General features: G+C 47.8%; 23 protein-coding genes. 13 read left to right on the top strand and 10 right to left on the bottom strand.

Annotated elements, in window-relative coordinates; genetic code table 11:
* Positions 1-94 precede the first annotated feature (94 nt).
* Positions 95-1639, top strand: coding sequence for a glutamate synthase-related protein (locus tag EHS89_RS07025; protein ID WP_124925430.1), 1545 nt, complete (start codon positions 95-97; stop codon positions 1637-1639).
* 185 nt (positions 1640-1824) lie between these two features.
* Here the strand turns inward: EHS89_RS07025 and EHS89_RS21575 are convergent, their stop codons facing one another.
* The 3 genes from EHS89_RS21575 to EHS89_RS07005 form a co-directional block, all read right to left on the bottom strand.
* Complete coding sequence (locus EHS89_RS21575; RefSeq protein WP_373290099.1) at positions 1825-1902, bottom strand: pirin-like C-terminal cupin domain-containing protein; 78 nt, start codon at positions 1900-1902, stop codon at positions 1825-1827.
* 84 nt (positions 1903-1986) lie between these two features.
* Entirely contained in the window at positions 1987-2088 is a 102-nt protein-coding gene (locus EHS89_RS21455) for a pirin-like C-terminal cupin domain-containing protein (protein ID WP_268239398.1), read from the bottom strand.
* Positions 2089-2147: 59 nt separating this feature from the next.
* Positions 2148-2975 carry a pirin family protein gene (locus EHS89_RS07005; protein WP_124925428.1) on the bottom strand — a complete coding sequence of 276 codons (828 nt, stop codon included), beginning with the start codon at positions 2973-2975 and terminating at the stop codon, positions 2148-2150.
* Between the two features lie 201 nt (positions 2976-3176).
* Here EHS89_RS07005 and EHS89_RS07000 point away from each other — a divergent pair, with 201 nt between their 5' ends.
* The 3 genes from EHS89_RS07000 (at position 3177) to EHS89_RS06990 (ending at position 5613) form a co-directional block, all read left to right on the top strand.
* Entirely contained in the window at positions 3177-4103 is a 927-nt protein-coding gene (locus EHS89_RS07000; RefSeq protein ID WP_124925427.1) for a LysR family transcriptional regulator, read from the top strand.
* Between the two features lie 79 nt (positions 4104-4182).
* Positions 4183-4572, top strand: coding sequence for a DoxX family protein (locus EHS89_RS06995; protein WP_124925426.1), 390 nt, complete (start codon positions 4183-4185; stop codon positions 4570-4572).
* Positions 4573-4635: 63 nt separating this feature from the next.
* Positions 4636-5613 (top strand): glutathione S-transferase family protein, encoded by a 978-nt coding sequence (locus EHS89_RS06990; RefSeq protein ID WP_124925425.1) that lies wholly within the window; start codon positions 4636-4638, stop codon positions 5611-5613.
* A gap of 31 nt (positions 5614-5644) precedes the next feature.
* Here the strand turns inward: EHS89_RS06990 and EHS89_RS06985 are convergent, their stop codons facing one another.
* Positions 5645-6037: a DUF3135 domain-containing protein gene (locus tag EHS89_RS06985; protein ID WP_124925424.1), complete on the bottom strand. Its 393-nt coding sequence runs from the start codon at positions 6035-6037 to the stop codon at positions 5645-5647.
* Positions 6038-6314: 277 nt separating this feature from the next.
* Between EHS89_RS06985 and EHS89_RS06980 the strand changes: the two genes are divergently transcribed.
* Positions 6315-6656, top strand: coding sequence for an MbcA/ParS/Xre antitoxin family protein (locus EHS89_RS06980; RefSeq protein ID WP_170167439.1), 342 nt, complete (start codon positions 6315-6317; stop codon positions 6654-6656).
* Positions 6657-6723: 67 nt separating this feature from the next.
* Here EHS89_RS06980 and EHS89_RS06975 read toward each other — a convergent pair whose 3' ends face one another.
* Positions 6724-7590, bottom strand: a complete 867-nt coding sequence (locus tag EHS89_RS06975; RefSeq protein WP_124925422.1) for a prephenate dehydratase — start codon at positions 7588-7590, stop codon at positions 6724-6726.
* 411 nt (positions 7591-8001) lie between these two features.
* Here EHS89_RS06975 and trmH point away from each other — a divergent pair, with 411 nt between their 5' ends.
* The 5 genes from trmH (at position 8002) to EHS89_RS06950 (ending at position 14502) form a co-directional block, all read left to right on the top strand.
* The gene (trmH, locus tag EHS89_RS06970) at positions 8002-8703 is read left to right on the top strand and encodes a tRNA (guanosine(18)-2'-O)-methyltransferase TrmH (RefSeq protein WP_229753707.1); all 702 of its coding nucleotides are present in this window, start codon (positions 8002-8004) and stop codon (positions 8701-8703) included.
* A gap of 282 nt (positions 8704-8985) precedes the next feature.
* Positions 8986-10359: an SPOR domain-containing protein gene (locus EHS89_RS06965; RefSeq protein WP_124925421.1), complete on the top strand. Its 1374-nt coding sequence runs from the start codon at positions 8986-8988 to the stop codon at positions 10357-10359.
* 94 nt (positions 10360-10453) lie between these two features.
* A complete protein-coding gene (locus tag EHS89_RS06960) occupies positions 10454-12073 on the top strand; it encodes an SEL1-like repeat protein (RefSeq protein WP_124925420.1) in 1620 nt (539 codons plus the stop codon).
* Between the two features lie 40 nt (positions 12074-12113).
* Positions 12114-13397 carry a tetratricopeptide repeat protein gene (locus EHS89_RS06955; protein ID WP_124925419.1) on the top strand — a complete coding sequence of 428 codons (1284 nt, stop codon included), beginning with the start codon at positions 12114-12116 and terminating at the stop codon, positions 13395-13397.
* Positions 13398-13419: 22 nt separating this feature from the next.
* Positions 13420-14502 (top strand): tRNA-queuosine alpha-mannosyltransferase domain-containing protein, encoded by a 1083-nt coding sequence (locus EHS89_RS06950; protein ID WP_124925418.1) that lies wholly within the window; start codon positions 13420-13422, stop codon positions 14500-14502.
* Here EHS89_RS06950 and EHS89_RS06945 read toward each other — a convergent pair.
* On the bottom strand, positions 14499-14942 hold the full coding sequence (locus EHS89_RS06945) for a hypothetical protein (protein ID WP_124925417.1): 444 nt from the start codon (positions 14940-14942) through the stop codon (positions 14499-14501). The genes EHS89_RS06950 and EHS89_RS06945 overlap by 4 nt on opposite strands.
* Positions 14943-14961: 19 nt before the next feature.
* Positions 14962-15450, bottom strand: a complete 489-nt coding sequence (locus EHS89_RS06940) for an Lrp/AsnC family transcriptional regulator (RefSeq protein ID WP_124925416.1) — start codon at positions 15448-15450, stop codon at positions 14962-14964.
* Between the two features lie 416 nt (positions 15451-15866).
* Here EHS89_RS06940 and leuA point away from each other — a divergent pair, with 416 nt between their 5' ends.
* A complete protein-coding gene (gene leuA, locus EHS89_RS06935) occupies positions 15867-17525 on the top strand; it encodes a 2-isopropylmalate synthase (RefSeq protein WP_124925415.1) in 1659 nt (552 codons plus the stop codon).
* Between the two features lie 88 nt (positions 17526-17613).
* On the opposite strand, the gene EHS89_RS06930 is transcribed toward leuA, so the two are convergent.
* On the bottom strand, positions 17614-18939 hold the full coding sequence (locus EHS89_RS06930) for a DUF2252 family protein (RefSeq protein ID WP_124925414.1): 1326 nt from the start codon (positions 18937-18939) through the stop codon (positions 17614-17616).
* Positions 18940-19021: 82 nt separating this feature from the next.
* Positions 19022-20329 carry a DEAD/DEAH box helicase gene (locus EHS89_RS06925; RefSeq protein ID WP_124925413.1) on the bottom strand — a complete coding sequence of 436 codons (1308 nt, stop codon included), beginning with the start codon at positions 20327-20329 and terminating at the stop codon, positions 19022-19024.
* A 243-nt stretch (positions 20330-20572) separates the two neighbouring features.
* On the opposite strand from EHS89_RS06925, the gene rapA reads away from it, so the two are divergent.
* Complete coding sequence (gene rapA, locus EHS89_RS06920) at positions 20573-23464, top strand: RNA polymerase-associated protein RapA (RefSeq protein WP_170167438.1); 2892 nt, start codon at positions 20573-20575, stop codon at positions 23462-23464.
* Between the two features lie 55 nt (positions 23465-23519).
* Positions 23520-24842 (top strand): DEAD/DEAH box helicase, encoded by a 1323-nt coding sequence (locus EHS89_RS06915; protein ID WP_124925412.1) that lies wholly within the window; start codon positions 23520-23522, stop codon positions 24840-24842.
* 94 nt (positions 24843-24936) lie between these two features.
* Here the strand turns inward: EHS89_RS06915 and EHS89_RS06910 are convergent, their stop codons facing one another.
* On the bottom strand, positions 24937-25851 hold the full coding sequence (locus EHS89_RS06910; RefSeq protein ID WP_124925411.1) for a GGDEF domain-containing response regulator: 915 nt from the start codon (positions 25849-25851) through the stop codon (positions 24937-24939).
* Positions 25852-25898 lie beyond the last annotated feature (47 nt).

The following is a 25898-nucleotide window of genomic DNA, read 5'->3' as shown; positions in this document are numbered from 1 at the left end:
AGAAACACCCCAAACCGCTTTTTAACAGGGCTAACTAGCAGATCAGTTAATCATTGCTAGGCTTAGACATAATTTGAGGAGCGGAGTGACGGTTATGGCTGATGGGCCTGTGGTTGCAAACAATAAACCGGTGAAGGTGGATCTTAAGCAGGGGCAGCAATACCATTTTTGTGTCTGCGGTCGATCAGTAAAGCAGCCTTTCTGTGATGGCTCTCATGTGGGGAGTGAATTTAAACCTAAAGCCTTCAATGCTGAGAATGACGGTGAGGCCTGGCTGTGTGCCTGTAAGCATACGGGCAATGCGCCTTACTGTGATGGTAGCCATAAACAGTTTGATAGTGCTGCTGTTGGACAATCCGGACCGGGGGTCATTGCGACCGATAATCAGGCACCAGTGGCGGTGAATACTGAGCAGGAATCGGAGCTAGAGTTTATCCATCAGTTGGCTCGTGAAGGGCTGCAAGGGATAGGTAGTCACGGGCCGATGGTCGCGATGGGAGTGCCGCGCAACGAACTGCCTGCCTGGGATGACATTCAGATCATGGTGGCTCAGATGGCTCGCAAACCATTACAGGAGGATGCGGTGGTGGGCACCGGGTTAGTGATCGGGCCCGAAGCGAAGCGTCCGTTGCATCTGGAAATTCCACTGTTTATATCAGATATGAGTTTTGGTGCCTTGTCTGAAGAGGCCAAGACCGCATTAGCTCAAGGTGCTGAGCAGGCGGGTACGGGTATCTGTTCCGGTGAAGGAGGTATGTTGCCTGAAGAGCAACAGGCAAATTCCCGTTACTTTTATGAACTGGCCAGTGCCCGGTTCGGTTATCGGGATGAGCTACTTGAACGAGTGCAGGCGTTTCATTTTAAAGGGGGGCAGGGGGCAAAAACAGGTACCGGGGGGCATCTGCCTGCCAGCAAAAATATTGGCAAAATTTCTCAGGTTCGCTGTATTCCTGAAGGTCAGGATGCGGTTTCTCCTCCTACATTCAGTGATCTTAATGAAGTGTCTGACTTTGCTTACTTTGCTGACCATGTCCGAGAGCTGACTGGCGGTATACCGATAGGTTTTAAGCTCAGTGCAAATCATATCGAACGAGATATAGAGTTCGCACTGAAAGCGGGTTCTGATTACATCATTCTTGATGGTCGGGGAGGTGGTACAGGTGCGGCTCCTCAGCTGTTTCGTGATCATATCAGCGTGCCAACTATTCCTGCACTGGCCCGGGCACGGCAATGTCTGGATCATAAAGGCGCCAGTGGTCGGGTCAGCCTTATTGTGACGGGAGGCCTGCGGGTACCGAGTGATTTTGTTAAAGCGATGGCCCTGGGGGCCGACGGTATTGCGCTGGCGAACAGTGCTATGCAGGCGATTGGCTGTGTCGCTGCCAGAATCTGCAATACGAATAACTGTCCGGCGGGGATAGCGACGCAGAATGCTGATCTGCGACAACGGCTGAATGTTGAGAAATCTTCTCGTCAGCTGACTAATTATCTAACCGGTTCGGTGCATCTGATGCAGGTAATGGCCCGGGCGTGCGGCCATCACCACCTGAATCAGTTTGAACTGGATGATCTGGCCACCTGGAACAGAGAGATGGCGTATTTATCGGGTGTGGCTTATGCCGGTATTACCGTCTTATGAACAGACCCTGAGCATCGAAGAAACTCTGGTCCGTTAGCCTGCCTTGTTGATAGTCGCAGATAGTCTGATCGATTTCGGCCTGAGTATTCATTACAAAAAATCGAAATGGATAACTGGCTCAGTCACCAGTGTGGCTTATGCCGGTATTACCGTCTTATGAACAGATTCTGAGCATCGAAGAAACTCTAGTCCGTTAGCCTGCCTTGTTGATAGTCGCGGATAGCCTGATCGATCTCTGCCTGAGTATTCATAACAAAAAAAATCGAAATGGATAACCGGCTCAGTCACCAGTGTGGCTTATGCCGATATTAGCGTTTTACGAACAGACTTTGAGCATCGAAGAAACTCTAGTCCGTTAGCCTGCCTTGTTGATAGTCGCGGATAGCCTGATCGATCTCTGCCTGAGTATTCATTACAAAAAAATCGAAATGGATAACCGGCTCAGTCACCAGTGTGGCTTATGCCGGTATTAGTGTTTTACGAACAGACTTTGAGCATCGAAGAAACTCTAGTCCGTTAGCCTACCTTGTTGATAGTCGCGGATAGCCTGATCGATCTCGGCCTGAGTATTCATTACAAAAGGACCGTAATGGGCTACTGGCTCAGTCAAAGGAGTGCCATTGAGCAGCAGTGCGCCGGCCCCTTGATCCGAAGCGAGCATTAATTCTGAGCTATCAGTAATTTTAGCCATCTGGCGGGTAGCGATAGTTTTATCGCCGATGTTCAACTGGCCTTCATAAACATAGATCAGCAGGCTGGTTGTTTGGTCCGATTGCAGCGTTAGTTTGCTGTTTTGGTGAAGATTCAGGTCTGCAACGGCAGCCTTACCCGGCAGTTGTTGTAGTGGACCACTAAAACGTTTCCCTGCGATATGATAATTGCCTGCTATCACTTTAAGCTGTGCGTTTTGTAATTGATGCCAGGGTAGTTCGTTCTGTTTTATATCTTGCCACTGAGGCGCTTTCATTTTGTGTCGGGCAGGCAGGTTTATCCATAGTTGGAAACCATGCATAAGGCCCTCAGTTTGTAACGGCATTTCAGAATGAATAACGCCACGGCCGGCAGACATCCACTGAGATTCTCCGGCAGCTATTTCGCCCCGGTTACCCATATGATCTTCATGTACAAAGCCGCCGTTGCGCATATAAGTCAGTGTCTCAATACCGCGGTGAGGGTGGGCCGGAAAGCCTGCACCGTAATCATCAGGCTTGTCTGAACGAATCTCATCCAGCATCAGAAATGGATCAAGGCTGTTATTTTGAAAACCATGTACCCGTTGGATTTTTACCCCGGCACCATCGGAGGAAGGGTGACTGGGGATAACCTGTATATTCATAGCTGTACTCCGTAAGAACTTGTCATAAGTGCGGGTAAAAAATATTCGTCTTAAGTCCGCTTTTAAATCAGTATTTGATGGTTCGGTCTGATATCAGCAGCGGTTATGCTCTCTATACTATTCTTCATATTCGAAAATAAAATCGGTATAAATGGGTAATATTATTCTAATAAATCGAAAGTTAGTCTGGGGTGTTAGGCGATGAAAGTAACGCTAGAACAGTGGCGGATGCTGAAAGCGGTGGTAGAACACGGTGGTTTTTCCCATGCAGCTGCTGCGGTACATAAAAGTCAGTCCAGCATTCATCATGCTATTCAGAAAATGGAGCAGATGCTTAATGTTAAGCTACTGCAGGTGAAAGGGCGCAAGGCTCATCTAACCGATGCTGGCAGGCTATTGTTACAGCGGGCAGAGCACCTGTTGGAGTCATCGGCGAATATTGATGCGCTGGCTGCCAGCCTGAATGCCGGTGAGGAAGCGGAGATCTCTATCGCTGTTGATCAGACCTTCCCGACTGAATATGTTGGCGCTGTACTGGAGCAGTTTGCCGCTGAGTACCCTAATACCCGGATTCAACTTTATGAAACTGTATTGTCGGGTGCCGCAGAGGCATTAATTCAGGGGCAGGTTGATATGGCCATCGCCGGATCCGGTGTTTCACATTTTCTCGCAGAACCTCTGTTTGCTGTGGACTTTATTGCGGTGGCAGCGCCTGCCCATCCGGTATTCGATCAGTGTTCCGTTGCCGAACCTCTGTTGATTGAACAGCTGAGTAACTATCGTCAGCTGGTTACCCGTGATTCAGCGTTAAGTCGCAATGAAGATTCCGGTTGGCTTGAAGCGGATCAACGCTGGACCGTCAGTAATATCGCCACTTCAGTTGAGATGATCTGTCGGGGAATGGGGTTTGCCTGGATACCGGTCACCCGAATCAAAGAGCTGCTGTTACGCGAAGCGTTAGTACCTATTCCACTTCAGGCCGGTAGCTGTCGCAGTATGATGTTGCATCTATATTACGCGCGTCAGGAGGGAAGTGGTCCGGGGGTGCAGCGTTTAGCCGAACTGTTTCACCAATGTTGCGATAATGATCATTCGAATTATTCGAAGATAAAGTCCGAAATTAAGTAATTTTATATCTAAAAAACAGAAACTAATATGAGGGCACTAAGTAACAAAATATATAAAGAAATATGGTTGAGGTATCACTATGAACTATTCATCCACACTGTCGCTTCTGGGTCGTATTGGTTTGGCAGCGATTTTTATTCTGGCGGGATGGAATAAGATTGGCGGCTACGAGGGTACTGCCGGTTATATGGAAAGTATGGGGGTGCCGGGTATTCTGCTACCGGCGGTTATTGCACTTGAACTGTTAGGTGGTATCGCTGTGTTGATCGGCTTTATGACCCGTTTGGCCGCCGTAGGGTTGGCCGTTTTTTCATTGCTTGCAGCCGCATTATTTCATTTTGATCCGGCAGATCAGATGCAGTTTATTATGTTTATGAAGAATATCGCTATTGCGGGTGGTTTTTTGCTATTGGCTGCGAATGGTCCTGGTTGTTATAGCGTTGATGCCTGGCGTCAACGTTCGGAATGATCTCTCCTGATTAGGCGCTTGTTTTTAATAGTTCAATATAAGTAATTAAGTGAGGTTCAAGTTATGGGGCTGCTGATACAAGGTAAGTGGCAGGATCGTTGGTACGAAACTAAAAACTCTAAGGGCGAATTTATTCGAGAGCAGGCGGGGTTTCGTAACTGGATCACGACGGATGGTCAGCAGGGAGAAAGTGGCTCAGGTGGCTTCAAAGCTGAACCTGACAGATACCATCTCTATGTATCCCTGGCTTGCCCCTGGGCGCATCGTACGCTGATATTTCGTAAGCTGATGGGGCTCGAGTCGCTTATTGGTGTATCGGTTGTCAGTCCGGATATGCTGGAGCAGGGGTGGAGTTTTGATTCTGACACGGGCTCTACGGGTGATACTCTGTACGGCTTCGAATTTATGCATCAGGTCTATACCCGTGCCCAATCTGATTACACCGGCCGGGTAACGGTACCTGTACTCTGGGACAAACAGCAACAGACGATAGTGAGTAATGAGTCTTCAGAAATTATCAGGATGTTCAACTCTGCTTTTAATGAACTTACCGGTAATAGCTGTGATCTTTGGCCTGAGCTACTCAGGGATGAGATCGAAGAGATCAATAGCTGGATCTACGATACGATTAATAACGGTGTTTATCGGGCGGGCTTTGCGACCACTCAAGATGCTTATGACACTAATGTGAAAACCCTGTTTACCAGCCTGGATCGTATCGAGGAGATCCTGTCAGAACATCGTTATCTTGCAGGGTCTGCGTTGACCGAAGCTGACTGGCGCCTGTTTACGACCCTGATTCGTTTTGATGCGGTATATTATGGCCACTTTAAGTGCAATTTAAAGCAGCTGCGTGATTACTCCAATATATCAGGTTATATCCGCGAGCTATATCAGATGCCCGGTATTGCTGGAACTGTGGACATGCAGCATATTAAGCGCCACTACTATTACAGTCACGATATGATCAACCCCACCCGGATAGTGCCTTTAGGTCCTGAGCTTGATTTTGATTCGGCCCATGGAAGAGAAAATCTGTAGGCGGGTCTGTAAGAAAGGGGGGCTGTTCACCTTAGGCTCTGAATTTACCTGAACGGAATAATGGCACGACTTTGCCACGGCGATGTGGTCTGTTGTCGATTGATGACGGCAGGCCTGTTGACTCTGTATTTTGCTCTGCTTTTAATGCGGGATCTGTGCTTCGGTTTAGTGCCTGTTGCAGCTGCCATAGCTCATCATGCATCATTTGAGATAGTTTTATACAGGCAGCAAGCGGTGTTTTAGTACGGCGTTTGACGCTGTCGATACGAAACTGTAATTGCTGTAAATGAAGTCTTTCTTCAGGCCTTGCCCGTGCAAATATCTGATTAACCTTGAGTCGTAAATATCGTTCAAGCACCTGAGGTTTAGTGCGGGCTAATTCCGCCAGACGATCAAAATCTAATGGCTTATATTGTTGCTTCATACAGCGCCCTTTTCTAAAAGAGTCCTGTTACAGTATGGCAGTTACCCGTGCTAACGTTGGCAAAATTCTGGGTTATCTTAGATACGGGGTATTGTTTAGGCGGAAGCTATGAAACAGGGATTCCTATGATCTCTGTCAGACTTTGGAATTGTTTCAGGGTTAACAAGTCGGTGATATCAGGGCTACTATGAGTTTAGCCCTATAGCTATGATTAGCTATGGGCGCTTTCTTTTGGCTACTTCTTTCTACTAGGTCTTTTTTCTACCGAGGTGATGCTATGAGTTCTGGTTTAAGTACTGCGTTAAATATACTGACAAACTGGCATTGTACGCCACTTCAGGCCATGTCTATCCTGCAGATAGAAGTGGATCAGCCTTTTCCTGAAGATCTGAGTAATGCGCAGAGAGAAAGGGTTTGCTACGTGCACAATATCCATAATGACCTGAGCTCGGTGTTCGATGACTCAGAAGAAATTTATGGCTATATGACACAGCCTAACGATAATCCGCACTTTGCGGGCCGAACACCGCTAGAACTGATCAGTAGTGGTGACCTTACGGCCCTGGAACGGGTGTGCTGGCATATTGATTCGTTGCGGCCGTGCGAATCGGTTGCCTGATAGTTATTAATCAACAGGCAGATTAGCTGATAGTTGAAGAAATACTATCAGCTCTCGATGGCATCTGTTACTCAGGTAAAGGCCTGTTTTGCGAGCGGAAAGTATGGGCTTTATAGGTGCCCAGATTTCTTATCTCTTTGGTGAAAAACTCCAGTTCTTTCAGGGCATATTGCATCATCCGGTCATCCGGGTGCCCTTCAACGTCAAGGTGAAAGCTGGCACCTTTGGTCAGACCGTTACCCAGATAGCTTTCCAGTTTCACCATGTTGATGCCGTTGGTCGCAAAGCCTCCCAGTGCTTTGTATAGCGCAGCCGGGATATTACGTACGGTAAATAACAACGAAGTGATATAGAGAGTATCTGCTTTCATTTCAGGTACTCCCTGTTCGCCTGACAAAATCAGAAAGCGTGTGGTATTACCGTTCACATCCTGAAAGTTTTCTTGCAGTATCTCCAGGTCGTAAAGTTCTGCTGCGAGGCTGGAGGCGATCGCTGCATGGGTTGGATCAGGATTTTGAGATAACTCAAAAGCAGAGCCTGCCGTATCAAGCCCAGCAATGGGTTCCATACCTAGTTGTTTAATATGGCCGTCGCACTGGGCCAGTGCCTGTGGATGTGATGATATTGTTTTGAGCTGATCAGTACTGCTGCCTTTTATCCCCAGCAAACAGTGATTTACCGGTTCAAAATGCTCGCCGATAATGTGTAGCTGGCTTTTAGGCATTAACCGATAGATCTCTTCGACCCGGCCTGCTGTTGAATTTTCCAGTGGAATCATCGCCAGTTTGGCTTCGCCACGTTCCACCATAAACATTGCATCAACAAATGACTCACAAGCAAAGGCTTCCATCTGAGGAAATACCCGACGACAAGACAGATGTGAATAGGCGCCTTCCTGGCCTTGGTATGCAATGATATTTGGTACGGCAGACATGATTATTCCGATTCAGTAAGAATGTGTAAAAATATGAGAGTTCGATTATGGCACAGTTTTGGGAAGGTGCGAATAAGCCCATTATTTTCTCTGCGGGCTATAGAGCGGTCAACTGCGCGAAAGACAGTGCAGTAAAATGTCTGGACCTTTTCAAACTGTCTGACAAAACAGTTGGCCGCTCGAGAGCCCCCCTTCGGGGTTTTCAGCGATAGTGAATCTCTGTGTTAACAATTTTTGACGTACAACCAGTATGTCTGTCATCGTTGCCTTGAGCTTCAATCTCTCTGAAAGCCAGTACCCAGAGGGCATGCTAAGGCGTAAGGGGCTTGTTCACACCTTCCCTGGTAACTATGGAGTGTAGTGAGCCCTGTTTTTCGTTAAAATTGCCGCAAATTTCAAGCATAGAGCGGAATGATGACGCCGGAACGTACAGCTAAACTTATACAGACTCTGAACCGACGACAGCCGGATCTGACGGTAATTACTGATCAGGTACATAAACCACGTAATATTGCAGCGTTAGTACGCACCTGCGATGCGGTAGGTATACCTAATATTCATACGGTTACACCCAAAGAGGGTTATCAGTTTAACGGTACCACAAGAGGCAGTGATCGCTGGGTAAAGACTCAGAACCATGCCAGTTGTGATGATGCCATTGCGATGGTTAAGTCACAGGGAATGAAGGTCTATGCTGCTCACTTTTCTGAGCGTGCAGTTGACTATAGGTCCGTGGATTACAGTCAGCCTTGTGCGATTCTGATGGGAGCTGAAAAACATGGTGTGAGTGAAGCGGCAGCCGAACAGGCAGATGAGCATATTCTGATTCCTATGATGGGGATGGTAGGATCACTGAATGTGTCAACTGCGGCCGGGATTATTCTGGTTGAAGCTCAGAATCAACGTTTACAAGCGGGCATGTATGAGCAATCTAGGCTCAGCGAATCAGAACATAGAGATACGCTGTTCGAGTGGAGTTTCCCTGATCTGGCTGAGTTTTGTCATAACAAGGGGCTTGAGTATCCATTGTTGGATGAAACCCTGGCTCTGAGCGATGCTCCAGCCTGGTATCAGGCGGTCAGAGATGGCAGTGCTGTTAAGAGGCTCTGGTAAGTTTTCTTATATGATAAAAAATGAGAAACTTAGTTTATTCAATGACTTTAGAATTTGATAAGTTAGAGTCTTATTGATTCTGACGGTTGGTCTAACGGATCGATCTGAGTTAAAAACGGATAATATCAGCAAGCTAATTTTGCTAATATTTTCAGATATGGTTTTCCAGGCAATGGATTGTTGTAGTAGCCATACTGTTGACTTTTCCCGGGGGGGGGGAGGTCATAAAACAACAGCTGGCAGAAGCTTCAGAGCTTCTGCTACACAGCGTTGGCAGGGACTATGAACAAAATTATGAAACCGGACTTCCGCACTACCTCTATTCAGGGCGCTGTTACTGCACTGATTTTTTCCTGTTTACCTTTATCCAGTCTAGAGGCCGCGAATAGTTGCTATCAGTCGTTTTCTGATAAGGACTATGTACAGGCACGAAATCAATGCCAGGAGGTAGCAGAACAGGGCGATGCAAAAGGCGCATTTCTGTTATCTACTATTTACTATCAGGGGCTGGGAACCGAGTCGGATGAACAACGTGCCCTGTTCTGGGATCAGGTTGCTGCAGAGAAAGGCCATCCGGATTCAGCTTACCGTTTGGCTTTGGCATATCAACTGGGTCAGGGCGTTAATAAAAATAATAGTCAGGCCCGGCGTTGGTATATGCAGGCGGCACTGGCCGATCATCCAAAAGCACAAAAGCAATTGGGCGCGATGTTTGAAACCGGTACGGCGGGAGAAGTTAATTCCCAGCGTGCTTTTGACTGGTATCTTAAGTCTGCCCGACAGGGGCTGGCAGATGCTCAGCTACGGGCGGGTACAATGTTGTTGGAAGGACGGGGGGTAAAGCCTGATCGGGCACATGCACAGCACTGGATCAGAAAAGCAGCGCTGGCGGGTAATGCCAATGCTCAGGTGGCCTTAGGCGTAATGTTGACTGAAATTGATCCGCCAGAAAGCCTGAGTTGGTATGAGAAGTCGGCGGAGCAGGGCAACGCACTGGCATTACAAAACCTGGCGTTAGTTTATTACTCCGGTCAGGGAGTGGCAGTGAATGTTGATAAAGCTCAGCAATTGGCTGAACAGGCAGTTACTGCAGGTAATCCAAACGCCCGAACCTTAGTCGATCAGATCCGTTTAGATGCTCAGCAAAAGCGGGTTCAACAGTTGCAGGCTGAAAAACAGATACTGTCTGCCAGAATCCATGATGCGATGCCTGAGCGATCAGTGGAACCTGTATTCGAGTCAGAACTTACATTAGAGCCTGAAGCCAATATTGTTCTGGCAAGCTTATCATTACCCGCACCAGCAGCAGGCCCCGGACAACCGATGTCAGAAAATTCGCCTACAGCTAATGGTGATGTCCGTTATATGTCCGATGGCTGGATTCTGGGACAGCCATCGAATCTGTTTACTATTCAGTTAACGAATGGCACCGACCTTAGTGGGATTAAAAAATACATTAAGCAGCATAACCTGCCTGATACGGTGCGTTATTATCGTACCCGCCGGGATGCAGGCATTTTCTATGTATTAATCTATGGTGAGTATGTCAGCATTAATGCGGCTAAACAGGCGTTGGCAACAATACCTGATTCTGCTCGTAAAAATCACTGGATCAGAGGGGTGAATCAGCTTCAGGGTCTTTACCGTCAACCCTGATGTTTGCCTGATTAAGTATTAATTCTTGAGATTAGCCTGGGCAATGTTCTAGTTAAAATTTCTACGTTTATGATGTTTGGTGTTGAGTCCTGATATGAACCGTTTGTTTTTTTCTCTGATCATTGCCTCTGTTGTCTGGCCCTCTGTTTCTATTGCGGATACCCGGATCTGCCAGAGTTTGCACGATAGTATGCAAACCCTGGCAGCACGTGATCATTGCCTGCCTTTGGCTGAACAGGGGGATGGCAAGGCCAGCTTTATAATGTCCAGTCTTTATAGTCAGGGGATAGGGGTTAAAGATCCTGACCTTCAACAAGCATTGCTATGGCTTAATCGTTCAGCGCAACAGAATCATGGACCTGCATGTTATAACCTTGCCGCTCTGTATGAGCGGGGCGAAGTGTTAGGAGCAGACCTGCCCTCAGCTTTTAACTGGTATACAAAAGGTGCTGAACTGGGCCATGTACCCAGTCAGTTGAAAATCGGGACTTTTTATCTGCGTGGTATAGGTACAGAAACCGATTTTGAAAAAGCCCGACACTGGCTCACCCTGGCTGCTGAGGCTGAAGATCAAAGTGCTCAGGTTACTCTGGCAACCCTGCTTAGTACCACAGAGCCAGAGCAGAGTCTTGAGTTGTATAAAAAAGCCGCGGCACAGGATAACGCTTATGCTCTGCATCAGTTGGCTCTAATTTATTCTGAAGGTCGTTTAGGTCAGCCGGTGCATCTTGAGCAGGCCTTAGCCTATGCATCGGAGAGTGTTCGCTTAGGTCGTTTATCGGGGAAAGCGTTAGTATTGCAGCTTACTAAGCAGATGGAGCCAGCATCTGAATCTGAGCAAAGATTACCGACGACGATTGTGAGTGTACAGCAGGATCAACCTGAAACGGATGTGGGGCAAGCAGCAGATCCTGTAGCTAATACTGCTGTCGTTGAAACGGTTAAGGTTAGTGAAGCTTCAGACACGCAGTCCTCAGAATCAACGATTTCAAATGTAGCAACTGAAGAAGTGACTACTCCAGAGCTGGCTCTAAACAAAACTGCTCTGAACTCAGATGCTCAAAACCTAGATACTCAAAATCCAGGAGCTTTGATCTCAGAGCCGTCAGATAAAAAATCACATAGCGATTTAGTCGCGATTTCAATTGAGCCAGCTTCTAAGATTGAAAAGAGAGCTGCTTCCGATGTCAGACAAAGTCAGGTTGTTAGTGATCAGGTTATGACTGCGTCGGTAGTTGCGGCTAAAAAACTGGTTTCAGAGCCTGACTCAAAGTCTGATTCAGAACCCGGTTCAGAAACCGATTCAGAACCTAATTCAGAACAAGGATCGGATAAGGCGTTGCCCACAGTTGCGATTGTCGAGTCTGTCCGTACCGAAAAATCGGTCAGTATTCCTGTTCAGCAATCAGGGCTGCGAGATAAAGCCTGGTTAATGGCTCAGCCTGGACAGGATTATGTGCTCCAGTTAGTCCAACTGACACGTGAAGAATCGGTAAAAGCGTATATAAAAGCTAACGGGTTAGAAGGCCGGGTGAATTATTTCAGGGCGCATACTAATGCAGGGCGGGTTTTTGTTGTTTTATACAGTAAGACTAACCCATCGCTTTCAGGTGCAAAAAATATTGCGCTCGATAATTTTCCAGAGAGCACCCGCAAACAGATCTGGTATCGCTCCTATTTGACGATTCAAAAAAGCTACCGACCGGCTGACTAGGTTAAGAGAATGCAAGCTTAAGGGATTGCAAGGTAAAGGGATGTTAAAAAACACGATAGTATTGGTTTTGTTACTAGGGCAGTCATTAGCGCAGCAGGCGTATGCAAATTCAGTCAATGATTGTGCAAAGCTGTTTTTGGCTGATCAGCGTCAAAATGCTTATCAGATCTGTTTACCTTATGCTCAGGTAGGCGACCCTAACGCTGCTTTCATTCTTGCTCGGTTATATGCCAAGGGTCTGTCTGGTGAGCCTGAATGGGATAAAGTGGTTGAGTGGCTTAGTTTAGCTTCTGCCAATGGTCATGCTGAAGCCGCGTATAATCTGGCGATCGCTTATCAGAAAGGTAAAGGGGCAGGCAAAGATATCAGACAAGCGGTACAGTACTACCAACAATCTGCTGACGCCGGTAACGCTAAAGCGATGCGTAATCTGGCCAGTCTCTATGAGCAGGGAGAAGACCTGCCTCAGGATCTGCCCCGGGCATTTTCGTTGTATCAAGCCTCAGCAGAATCAGGCTTGAGTGATAGTCAGCTGAAAACCGGAATAATGTTGCTTAAGGGGATAGGCACCAGTGCTAACCCAACCGCTGCCCGTTTCTGGTTTGATTCTGCTGCGGAGGCTGGCAATGATCAGGCGCAGTTAGCGCTGGGTGTTTTGTTGATCGACCTGGAACCTGATATCGCAGTTGGCTGGTATAAAAAAGCAGTAGAAAATGGCAACCCTTACGCAGCATATAATCTGGCCGTGCATTACTCTGAAGATAAAAGCATCCAACAGGATCTGCTACAAGCCTTAGCTTATGCTGATACCAGTTTGTCGCTGGGCAACACAAATGCCCAACCGCTCTACGATAAAATCTTAAAGCAGTTGGAGCAGTTGGAGCAGTTGGAGCAGTTGGAGCAGTTGGAGCAGGAGGGCGATGCGACCTCTTCGAGTCCGACCCCTTCTAAAACGCAAACTTCTAACACTCAGCTATCAGAAATTCAGACTTTTAAAACTAAATCTGTTAAAGCTGAATCTCATAAAAGCCCGGACGATTTTTACTTAATCGAAAGGAATAGAATCTGGCTCCGTAACCAGCCTGCCGATCGGTTTGTTATTCAACTGGCGAGGTTAACTACTGTAAAATCGGTTAAGGCATTTATCCATGAAACCGGTTTACAGGATAAAGTGCAGTATCTACGGCTGAAGGAAAAAGACTTTATCGTCCTTTATCATCTGGATTTTCAAACGGATTCTGCAGCTCGTAAAATAATTAAGCGTGAATTGTCAGGTAACCTTGCCAGTGATGCATGGGTCAGACGTTATCGATCACTATATTGACCGATTATATTGAGAAATTATTTTGAAAATTTTGTTACTGTCCGCCTATGATGCTGCAAGTCATGCCTACTGGCGAAAAGGACTAATCGCGCAGTTTGACCAGCATGAGTGGACGGTTCTAACGTTGCCGTCGCGCTTTTTCTCATGGCGGGTGAGGGGCAATAGTCTCAGTTGGGCATTTAATGAAACTGAGCTTTTAGAGCAGTCTTATGATCTGATCATCGCTACCTCAATGACAGATCTGTCATCGCTACGGGGATTTGTACCCAATCTGGCCCGCATTCCTACGCTGGTGTATTTTCATGAAAATCAGTTTGCCTACCCAGAGTCTGGTCAGGAGTATGGCACTGTAGAGCCAAAGATACTTAATATCTATACCGCCCTGGCAGCTGATTATGTCTGTTTCAATACGGACTATAATCGCCAAAGTTTTCTTAATGGTTGCCGTAAGTTATTGAAAAAATTACCTGATCAGGTTCCTTCCGGGCTGCCTGAAATTATTGAAGACAGATCCTCAGTGGTGCCGGTACCGTTGCCAGATAATCTGTTTTGTCCTGCTGAACCTCAGGCAGGATCGTTACAGCTTGTGTGGAATCACCGTTGGGAATTTGATAAGGGGCCTGAACTCCTGCTTAAGGCTGCTGAGCAATTAATCGCTGCAGGCGTTGATTTTAAGTTGCATGTTGTTGGACAACAGTTTCGTCAGGTACCCGAAGCATTTACACAGTTAAAAAAAGTACTGGGTGACAGGGCTGGACACTGGGGCTTTATGGCTTCAGTAACAGAGTATCGCAGCTTGCTAAAGCAATCAGACGTTGTGTTATCAACAGCATTGCATGATTTTCAGGGAATTGCGGTGCTTGAAGGCGTTGCTGCTGGTTGTATTCCGGTAGTGCCTGATCGGCTGGCTTATTCAGAGCTGTTTCCAAAGGAGTGTCGTTATTGCAGCGGTAATGGTGAGACTGAAAGTTTGGTTGCAATGCTGTCACACCTGGCTCAGAGCAAGGCCGCAGGTGATTTGCCTGATGCTCCATCGGTGAAACGGCTGGGTTGGAATAATCTCGCTACGGACTATGCTGAGCTTATTCATCAATTAACCCGCTAGTCTGCTTCAGCAGGAGTGTATGCGTCAGGTTCCTGCCTTGAAATAACTTCAACCTTGAAACAGCGAAACTGAAGTGCTGCCCCAAAAGCTTGTTCAAAGCGGACCCTGATATAAGGCGTCATCGGTTCTCCTGTTCTCAGTTTCCCGCGTTCTTCGTAACTGAAGTTAAGGTCGTACAAAGCATTCTGATGGTTAAAATCCTCTAGACTGATACCTTCACAATCATGAAATCTGAGTATGACCATATAAGGGAGTTGCAGGGCACATAGTTCTAACTCTAGCTCCAGTAAGGGCCCGATCCAGATATCTTCCTCTGGTCGTACATCGCCACGCCAGATGTTCAGATTGTGTACCTCAGCATCATGAAAGTTAGGCCACTCATCTTGTTCCAGAATTAACTGGCTGTTTTCAATATCGGTTACCGGATTAAAGGGTTGCATAGATAGCCTCCGAACGCTTTTAACCTCCAATATAGTTCAGAGGCACGGCGGTGCTATCAACTATCTTACGCATAATAAATGCTGATTTAACGCCGCTAACACCTCTTATACGTGTGATTTTACCCAGCAGAATATCGTGATACCTGTCCATGTCCGGTACGGCTACTTTAAGTTGGTAATCAGCATCATGGCCGGTGATAAGGTAACACTCCAGTACTTCCGGGTAGGAACTGATGGTGCGTTCAAACTCTTCGAAGCGCTCAGGTATATGCTTATCCATACTGATATGCAGCAGCGCGATCAGGTTCAGGTCCACCGCCCGCTCATCTAAACGAACTACTCTGTCACGGATGACGCCGGATTCTTCGAGTTGCTTAACCCGTCGCGAACAAGGTGCGGCGGTTAAGCCTACTTTTTCAGCCAGATCCTGATTAGACAAACCACCATCAAGTTGTAGTTCGCGCAATATTTTCAGGTCAAAACGATCCAGCGGTTGATTAGATTTCACGGTATTAGAACTCTGCGCAATTAATGGTTAGTAGTTATTGTATTGTTATTGATTATATTGCGCAAATTATTGAAATTAGATTGATTAAGATCGGTAATTGCGCACTGATCTCTTTAAACTTTGTTCTATTGATTGCTGCAGCAAGATTTAATTGCTCTGAGTTATAAAGCAGACCGTTACCCACGGCTGTGGGTGAAAACACTACCCGTGTCAAACCAGCATCAGGCACCAGCTTACCGAGCTGATCAGGTTCCTAAAGTAGCTAATTACTTAAAGACCTAAAGTACCAAAAGTACACTGAAATACAGATTTGGCCCCGCGGTATTCAGGATGTAACTGATACGGCGGGGTTTCAGTTTTAACCAATAAATAAAACCAGATTACTGCTTCAGGCAGATACCGACCAGGACAGACCTATGTTCGATCATCGTAAATACAGTGCCTTTAAACCTGTTCCTTTAACCGACCGTACCTGGCCGGATAAGACTATCACTCAAGCGCCGGACTGGTGCAGTGTTGACCTGCGTGATGGAAATCAGGCGCTGGTAAATCCGATGAGTGTCGAGCAGAAAACCCGACTGTTTGATCTGCTGGTGAAGCTGGGATTCAAAGAGATTGAAGTAGGATTCCCTTCTGCTTCTAAGCCTGATTTTGATTTTGTACGTAAGCTGGTGGATGAAAAACGTATTCCTGATGACGTAACTATTCAGGTACTGACCCAAGCCCGTGAAGAGCTGATTAAACGCACTTATGAGGCGATGGCCGGCGTCAAGAAAGCCGTTATCCATGTATATAACTCGACCTCAACCGTGCAGCGTGAGCAGGTTTTCGGGCAGTCCTGTGATGGGATAAAAGAGATCGCAGTGCAGGGGGCTAAATGGGTTCAGCAATACGCTCAACAGCATCCTGATACCGAGTGGAGTTTTCAGTATTCGCCAGAGAGTTTTTCCGGTACTGAGATGGATTACGCTATCGAAGTCTGTGACGCGGTTATTGAGCAGTGGCAACCGGAGTCGGGTCGGGACATCATTATTAATTTGCCTGCGACGGTGGAGATGTCGACGCCCAACCTGTTTGCCGATCAGGTTGAATATTTCTGTCGTCATTTAGTCAATCGTAAGTATGTAAGAGTGAGTTTGCATACCCATAATGATCGTGGCTGTGCCGTTGCGGCTGCTGAGCTGGCTGTCATGGCTGGGGCTGACCGGGTAGAAGGCACGTTGATGGGTAATGGTGAGCGTACCGGTAATATGGACGTGATTACGATGGGGATGAACCTGTACTCACAAGGGGTTGATCCTAAGCTGGACTTCTCCAATGTAATGGAAATCATTGAGGTTGTTGAAAGTTGTACCGAGATTCCTGTTTCTGTACGGCACCCCTGGGCCGGAGAGCTGGTTTATACCGCTTTCTCGGGTAGCCATCAGGATGCGATTCGTAAATCAGTGAATTACCATGCCGAGCATAAAATTGAGCATTGGGATGTTGCTTACTTACCCATAGATCCTCGTGACATTGGTCGTGAATATGAAGCGGTAGTGCGGATCAATTCCCAAAGCGGTAAAGGTGGCGTAGCGCTGGTACTGGAGCGAGATTATGATATTGAACTGCCAAAGTGGATGCATTTTCCATTGAGCCGGGTCGTACAAGGGGCTGCTGAAAGTAGTGGCTTAGAGGTATCGCCTACGAATATTGAGCGGCTGTATCAGGAAAACTTTGTTGATGTGGCTGAGCAGTGGACGTTGCAGGATTATGATCTGCATACTGAAGCGCATCAGGTGAGTGCGCAGTTCCTGGTGGGGGGCAGTAACCTGGCCGGTGAAGGTGCTGGTGCTCTTGAGGCGCTTTGTGACGGGCTGAATAGCCGTTATAACTGTGAGATGGAAGTCATTCAGTTTGATCAGCGGGCCATCTGTGGCGGAACCGATGCAAAAGCACGGGCCTGTATCGCTCTGCAGATTAACGGTACCGAGTACTGCGCGGTTGCTGTGGCTGAAGATACCACCGCAGCAACCCTACAAGCGATGCTGACCGCATTTAGCCGCAGTGGGGCTGATTCGGCTAAGGCGGCATAATAATCCAGCCTGTTAAAGCGTACCTGACAAAGGGCGAGCATAAAAAAACCGCAGTCTCGACTGCGGTTTTTTTATGCAACAAAGAGATTCAACTCTCAATTTTTGATAACCATTGCCAGTCTTGCTGGACCTGCCCGGCATAGTCGGTGATAGTTTGAATCAGTTCAGCCTGAACATCGGTCAGACTGTTAATGACGGCTTGTTCGAACCGGTTAGAACGACGATCACCCCGGGCATGGGCCAGTGCCAGAGCTTCGCCGCAAGCGGCTGCATATTCGATAAAACCTCCGTTGCGGGCGCGTTTACCTGCGGCCACCGTTGCCGGATCAATACCCACTTTGGCATGGTGGCGGGAACGTACCAGCCAATGGGCATCACGCCAGAAGACTTCATCTAATACCAGATCAGGATGACGCTGCATGCGTCGCTGGCAGACTACTGTAAGATGGGCTGGATTTAACTGATTAACCGGGCTTAGCTCGCTAAAATGATACAGTGGCGCGGCATTGCGTTGTTTTTTTACTTCCACTATATGGTGTAAGGGCCAGTTCTCCATACTACTGGCTCCTGATGTATTGGACTGGGGGCCGACTAACAGATAATAGCGTTGCATATTGTTAGAGCCAGTACCCGCACCCTGTCGCGCGACGATATCGATAATATCGTCATCAACGTAGGGAGAAAATGTCTCTTTAATGGCTTCAAATTCGGCCGCGGGAAGTCGACTAAAACGATCGGGCAGGTCGCGAAAGCGTAATGTTGAAGAGCGCAGGTCTATGGCTTTGGCCAGTGAACTTTTAAGCGCAAAAGATTCCCCTGAAGCGGTACGACTGAGTGCCTTATTATAGGGCTTAAACAGTATATGGTCGGGTTTAAAGCTGTTCAGAACCTGATGGTAATCTATCCGCTTATAAAATAAGTTTTCACAGCACTGGTTATAGCTGATGAAAAATTGTTGTAACGCCATCAGAGTCTGCTTGTTGCTGACGCTTTTGGTTTTTTCAAACGGCTCGACTGTTGTGTAACGCCCATCAATCGCTCCACGACAATGATCCGCACTGAGTAGAAGGCTAATACCAAAACGTATAAGGTCCCAACCAGCATGGCCGATACAGGCATCATCGAAGTCATTAGGGGCAAATATAACCTGGGTGCTGTGGGAGCCTTCTTCACTGAACAGGCCGAAGTTTGAGATGTGGCAGTCCCCCATCACGCTCGTCAGGGGCCAGCTGTTGAGCGCTTCAGGGAGTTGGATTCTGCCTTGAGCCAGATCTTCATAAAAGACAGCCGCTGCCCCACGCAACATAACAAAGGGACTGGTTGCCATTTTTTTGTGCTTGGCTAAACCTGAACCAGGCGCATGACCATCAACACGGATCATTGTTTGCTGTAACTGTTCAGTTCTAAGGCTCATTTTTTTCTCCCTGTTTTAATCTAATCCCTGCCTTTGACTGCTATCTAAGCCACATTAATAGCTTAGGGTTGCTGTGGATAATTTATTTACTCTTTTGGTGTGCTGCTTTAGGGCCCCGACCAACACGTTTTTTGGTCTTTTTCGGGGTGGCTTTCTTGGCGGCGTCTGCTGCTTTTTTCGACTTTTTGTTTTTTACTTTAGGCTTCTTTGGCTTAGCTTTGCCTTTTGTCGCTTTACCGGGCTCAGGTTTAGTTGGTGAAAGTCCCGGGAAGGTAGCACGAGGCAGTTTTTCATTAAGAAAGCGCTCGATACGCTGTAGGTTTGGCCAGTCCATAGCGTCGACGATTGACCAGACGGTGCCTTTTGCGCCATCCCGGCCTGAACGACCGGCCCGATGTACATAAGTGTCAGCCTTTAAGGGCATATAAAGATTAATAACATGAGTCAGGTCTGGCAGATCCAGGCCCCGGCCAACCACATCAGTAGCTACAATGACCTGTATTTTGCCCCGGCGCATCTCTTTGACACGCTGGTTACGTTCACTCTGACGCAGGTCGCCATGTAGTCCGTAGCACAGATGGCCGGTAGTACGAATAGCGGACACCCACAGATCAACCTGCTTGCGGCTATTAACAAAAACAATTGCTTGTTTCATTTCTGGCTGATTGATCAGCGCTTTAAGCAGGTGTTCTTTGTGTTTTTCATTATCTGCCTGATAGATATTCTGCTGTATGTTTGCAGGTATCTGGCGTGGCTGCTCAACAGCAACCACCTGAGAGTCTTCGTTCAGCAGGTCCGAAGCAAAGCGTTTGATTTTTTCTCCCTCAAGGGTTGCCGAGAACATCAGTGTCTGGCGGTCAAGAGGCAGGATATCGGCGATCTGCTTGATATCATCTATGAAGCCAAGGTCCAGCATCCGGTCTGCTTCATCGATGACCAGCATGTTAACCAGTGACAGGTCCAGCCACTGTTGGGCATTGAGTTCGAGTAAACGGCCTGGGGTTGCGACCATAATATCGATCTGCTCTTCTAACATCGCCTTCTGCATACCCAAAGGTACGCCACCCACAATCAGGCAACTGTTGATACGGTTATATTCAGTTTGCAACACTATAACCTGGTAGATCTGTTTTGCCAGTTCTCGGGTTGGCGCAAGAATTAAAACCTGCGGCGCACTGCTGTGGTCCTGTTCGGTATCGAATACCTTCTGTAGTGCTGGTAGAGCAAAGGCCAGGGTCTTACCTGTTCCTGTCGGAGCCGAGGCCAGCAGATCGTAGCCATCCAGAGCCAGAGGGATGGCTTTTTGCTGGATCGGGCGGGGGCTGAGAAAGTTGTTGTCAGCCAGCGGGCCGAGGATCTCCAGGTCAAGATTAAGGTCGATAAAGAACATCGATGATTACTCGCAGATTTAAAGGGGCAAGGATACATTATTTTACCCGGCCCGGATATTTTCATGGTGGTTTCAAGCGGCTGATTCTGTAATCTTTGATAAACTCGGATTAAATAACAAAATGGCCCTTGAGGAACCGGGGTACAACGCCTATTATGCCGCGCAGTTGATGTTTACAAACTACTATTAGGTTTTAAGTGTGTTTGTAACACTATTTGTTTGAATCTGTCCTTCGGGACACTGATGTTTGAGAGCTGCCTTTTGTCTGAGTTTATTCCCGGCCAGCGCTGGATTAGTAATACCGAATCGAATCTGGGGTTGGGACTGGTAACTGAAGTTGCCAATCGCCGTGTTGTCATGATGTTTCCTGCTGTTGAAGAGGAACGTACCTATGCTATAGATAATGCTCCTCTGAGTCGGGTGATCTATCCGGTCGGTGAGCAGGTGCGTAGTTCCCTGGGGGTTAAGGTAACGATTACCGCAACCCAGGAACTGAATGGGTATATGGTGTATCAGGCAGAAGACCGGGATGGCGATGTCCTTGTGTTGGAAGAGAAAGATCTCGACAGTGCTGTTCACTTCAGTAAGCCTCATGACCGGCTGTTTGCCGGACAGGTAGACAAGCTGAGTCGCTTCCGGTTAAGAGTAGATACTCTCAGGCATCAGATGAATCACCTGCAATCTGAAAGCTATGGTCTGTTGGGACCGCGGGTACAGTTGTTACCGCATCAGCTTTATATTGCCCATCAGGTAGCACAGCGCTATGCGCCAAGGGTCTTGCTGGCCGATGAAGTAGGTTTGGGTAAAACCATTGAAGCGGGTCTGATTCTGCATCAGCAGTTGATCAGCGGTAAAGCCTCCCGGGCATTGATTGTCGTACCGGATAGTCTGGTACATCAGTGGCTGGTAGAGATGCTGCGGCGCTTTAACCTGCGCTTTACTATTCTTGATGAGCTACGCTGCGAAGCACTTGAACTGTCTGATGAGGGGGTAAACCCATTCGAAACGGCTCAGTTAGTACTCTGTAATCTGTCTTTCCTTAAATCCAGCCCGGATCGTCTGATTCAGGCATTGGATGCCGGCTGGGATACGCTGGTCGTCGATGAAGCGCACCATCTGGTCTGGTCTGAAGAGGAATCCAGCCCTGAATATATCTGTATCGAAGCGCTGGCCCGCGAAGTAAAAGGGTTGTTATTGCTTACAGCAACACCAGAGCAGCTAGGTGTAGACAGTCATTTTGCCCGTTTGCGGTTGTTGGATCCTGATCGCTACTACGATCTGGAACAGTTTCGCTCAGAAGAGGAAAGCTATCAGCCGGTTAGTAAACTTGTTGAGCAACTGCTGGCAGAAGATGCCCGGGAGCAACTACAGGATGCCCCTGAGGTATTCACCCAGTTAAGCAGTTATCTGGGCGCAGAGGTTGCTGCTCGTCTAGAGCAAGAATTGGCAAATGATACCCTGGAACAAGCGATCGATGATGCGGTCAATAGTTTGCTGGATCACCATGGCACCGGTCGGGTGTTGTTCCGTAATACCCGTGATGCAGTGGCAGGTTTTCCTACCCGTATATTACATAGTTATCCGCTTCCTGAGCCTGAATTCTATCTGGAAAGTGAACAACAGCAGATGGCTCAGGCCGGACTGGAAGAACGCTTACACCCGGAGATGATTCTGGCTGACCGCTGGTTGGAGGCTGACCCACGGGTCCAGTGGCTGACCGACTGGCTGAAAGAAAACCGGGATCAAAAGGCACTGGTTATCTGTGCTTATGCCGAAACGGCGAAGTCGCTGGAAGAACATTTGCGGCTATACGAAGGTATCCGCTCATCGGTTTTCCATGAAGGTATGACGCTGGTTAATCGTGATCGCGCAGCGGCTTATTTTGCCGATGAAGATGAAAGTGCTCAGGTATTGATCTGTTCAGAAATTGGTAGCGAAGGGCGTAACTTCCAGTTTGCCAGTAACCTGATACTGTTCGATCTACCGCTAAACCCGGACCTGCTGGAACAACGTATTGGTCGACTGGATCGAATAGGGCAGCGTAATGATGTGCAGATTCATGTTCCGCATTATGAATTCAGCGCGCAGGCAATTTTACTGGACTGGCTACATCGGGGGCTGAATTGCTTTGAACGGGCTTGCCCAGTGGGACAAGTGCTGTTTGATCAGTTCCTGGAGCAGCTTATTCCAGCGTTATTTGATGAGTTTGATGAACAGGAAGTAGAGCAGTTAGTCAGCTCCACCCGTGCGGAAGCTGATCGTCTGTTAGATCAGCTACAACAGGGCCGGGATCGGCTACTTGAGCTTAATTCCTGTAAACCTGCTAAGGCAGACCTGATTGCTGAAAGTATGGAAGTGAGTGGTAACAGTATTGAGCTGAGTCGCTATATGGAGAAAATGCTGGATCAGTTTGGTGTGGAACAGCAGCCCCATAGCAGCAACAGCATTGTGCTGCATCCTGGCGATCATATGCACTATGACAGCTTGCCGGGTCTGCCTGCTGAGGGAATGACGGCTACCTATAGCAGAACACTGGCACTGGGTCGTGAAGATATGCAGTTCCTGACCTGGGAGCATCCGCTAATCAGCGGCACTATGGATATTGTGACCAGCGGTGATTTTGGTAATACCGCAGTTTGTTCGATTAAATTGCCGCCCCTGAAACCAGGCACATTATTGCTTGAATCTATATTTACCTTGCATTGCGCTGCACCTAAACAACTGCAGTTGCAGCGTTACCTGCCTAATACCTTGTGTCGGTTAGTGGTTGATAGCAATGGTACTGATTTGAGTGCGATTCTGACCGAAGCCCACATAAACAATCTGGCTGAGCGGGTAGGTAAACGTCAGGCTGTGGATATAGTGAAGCATACCCGCACCGAGATTACCGGCATGGTTGAGCGGGTTGAGGCGATTGCTGAAACTCAACTACCGGGGCTGTTGGATCAGGCACGTAGTAATGTTGCAACGATGTTAGGATCTGAGCAGGAGCGGCTGGCTGCCCTGGCTGAGATAAATCCAAACATTCGCCAGGCTGAAATCGATTATCTGGCGCAGAACCGGGCTCAGTTGGAACAACATCTGGAAAGTGCGACACTGAAGCTGGATGCGGTTCGGGTCATTATCGCGACCTGATTCTGGTATGATCATACCACTTAGATAGTGACCTGAACGGTAACGGAGCAGACTTTTGTCACAAGCTGAAAATTTTAAGGATCTGGGGCTAGATACGCGACTGATCAAAATCCTGGATCATCAGGGTATTTATAAACCTACTGAGATCCAGGAACAGGCTGTTCCTACCGCGATGGTGGGTCACGATCTGATCGCTTCGTCGAAAACCGGTTCGGGCAAAACACTGGCGTTTTTGTTGCCAGCTATGCAGCGACTGATGAAACAGAAAGCCCTGACTAAACGTGATCCCCGGGTATTGGTGTTGGCGCCGACCCGTGAGTTGGCAAAACAGGTATACGCACAATTACGTAGTCTCACCAGCGGCACGCAATTTAAGGCGGCGCTGGTTCTGGGTGGTGAGAACTTTAATGATCAGGCAAAAGCGCTGGCAAAAGATCCTCACGTAGTGGTGGCAACGCCAGGACGTCTGGCGAATCACCTGGATGAGCGTTCGTTGTTTCTGGCGGGTTTGGAACTTTTGATTCTGGATGAAGCAGACCGTATGCTGGATCTGGGTTTTGCTGAACAGTTGCAGCAGATCAATAACATTGCAAACCACCGTTTGCGACAGACGCTGATGTTTTCAGCAACCCTGGATCATGCTGAAGTCAATGCGATCGCATCGCAACTCTTAAAGGCACCTAAGCGCATCGCAATCGGTGCGGCCAATGCAGAGCACGGAGATATTGAAAAACGTTTCTATCTTGCCGATCACCTGGATCATAAGCAGGCCCTGCTTGAGAAAATACTGGATACTGAAACTTATCAGCAGGCGATCATCTTTACTGCGACCCGTTCGGATACCGATCGTTTATCGCTGTTATTGTCCGATAAAGGCCTGAAGACTGTCGCTCTGAGCGGCGAGATGAGTCAGGCTGATCGTAATAAAATTATGGATAGTTTCAGTCGTGGTCAGCAGCAGGTTTTAATTACGACGGATGTCGCATCCCGTGGCCTCGATCTACTGCAGGTTTCGCTGGTGGTGAACTTTGATATGCCGAAGCAGGCAGAAGAGTATGTGCATCGGATCGGCCGGACCGGCCGGGCTGGAGCTAAAGGTGTTGCGCTGTCTCTGGTCGGGCCAAAAGACTGGGATTCATTTAAGCGGGTTGAAAGCTTTCTGCAGCAGCCATTAAACTTCTCGGAAATGGCAGGGCTTAAGGCTAAGTTTAAAGGTTTAAAACCGGCGCCTAAGCCTAAATCAGCTGACAAGGGAGTTCAGGTTAAGGCGAAGCCTAAACGGGTGGTGAAGGCACCACAAGATCGCAAGAACAGGCGGCAGGCTAATCGACAAATTGTATCAGATGATGGTTTAGCCCCACTGAAGAAGAAAAAATAGAAAAACCCGCCTCAGAGCGGGTTTTTTATTGTTAAAAATAGGTTTCTCAGGCGAGTAAGGATGTTTGTTGAGTAGCCTGATTAGTTAGAAAGTATTAATCAGGATGGTATGTAACGCTTCGGTTTCTGCCCTGCTGTTTTGCCAGATAAACCGCCTTATCAGCCTGCTTCAAGAGCTCGTTACTGTCTTTAGCGCCCAAGTGACTTGAGCTGATACCCAGGCTGGCGGTGATGTATTCTGCCGTGTCAGAAAAGTCGTGCGGCAGATTAGCCTGTTGCAGGGCACTAATAATATCCGCCGCTATTTTTTCAGCACCAGCCAGGCTGGTGTTAGGCAAAAGGGCAACAAATTCCTCGCCGCCATAGCGGGCCAGGATATCAGCGGGTCTGAGTAACTGGTTTTGTACGATACCGGTAAACAACTTGAGACACTGATCGCCCTGCTGGTGCCCATAATTATCGTTATAAGTTTTAAAATGATCGATGTCTAAGAAAATCAGTGCAAGCTTAGTATTTTCCCGTTGACGAATTCGCCAGGCTCTCTCGAGAGACTCATCAAGGCCCCGGCGATTAACCGCTTCTGTCAGCGGATCGAGCTGGGTTAGTTGAAGTAGCTTTATGTTGACTTCATCCAGATCTGCTTTCATCTGGGCGATACGGGCCATTGCTCGTATTTTTGCTGTGAGTACAGTGGCATTGACGGGCTTAGTCAGATAGTCATCTCCACCGGCATCTATGCCTTCAGCCAGGTGAGAGTCTTCTGTACTACCGGTGAGAAAGATGATGGGAACCCAGTGTTTAAGTAACTTTCGTATCAACCGGGTCAGCTCAAAGCCGTTCATCTCAGGCATCTCAATATCCATCAGAATCAGATCGATATTGCCATCCTGTAATACAGCTAGCGCTTCTGTAGCACCTGATGCTGTGACCGGGGTATAGCCCTGATGCCTGATAATTGCACTGACCATTTCACGAATGAGCTTAGTATCATCGACGACTAAAATGCGCATACAAAAAACCTGTTAAAGGTGATGTTGGATTATCATTTCAGAGCCAG

The sequence above is a fragment of the Amphritea balenae genome (assembly GCF_003858655.1).
In the GTDB taxonomy this organism is placed as follows: Bacteria; Pseudomonadota; Gammaproteobacteria; order Pseudomonadales; family Balneatricaceae; genus Amphritea; species Amphritea balenae.
This window is presented reverse-complemented; position numbering and strand designations above follow the sequence as displayed.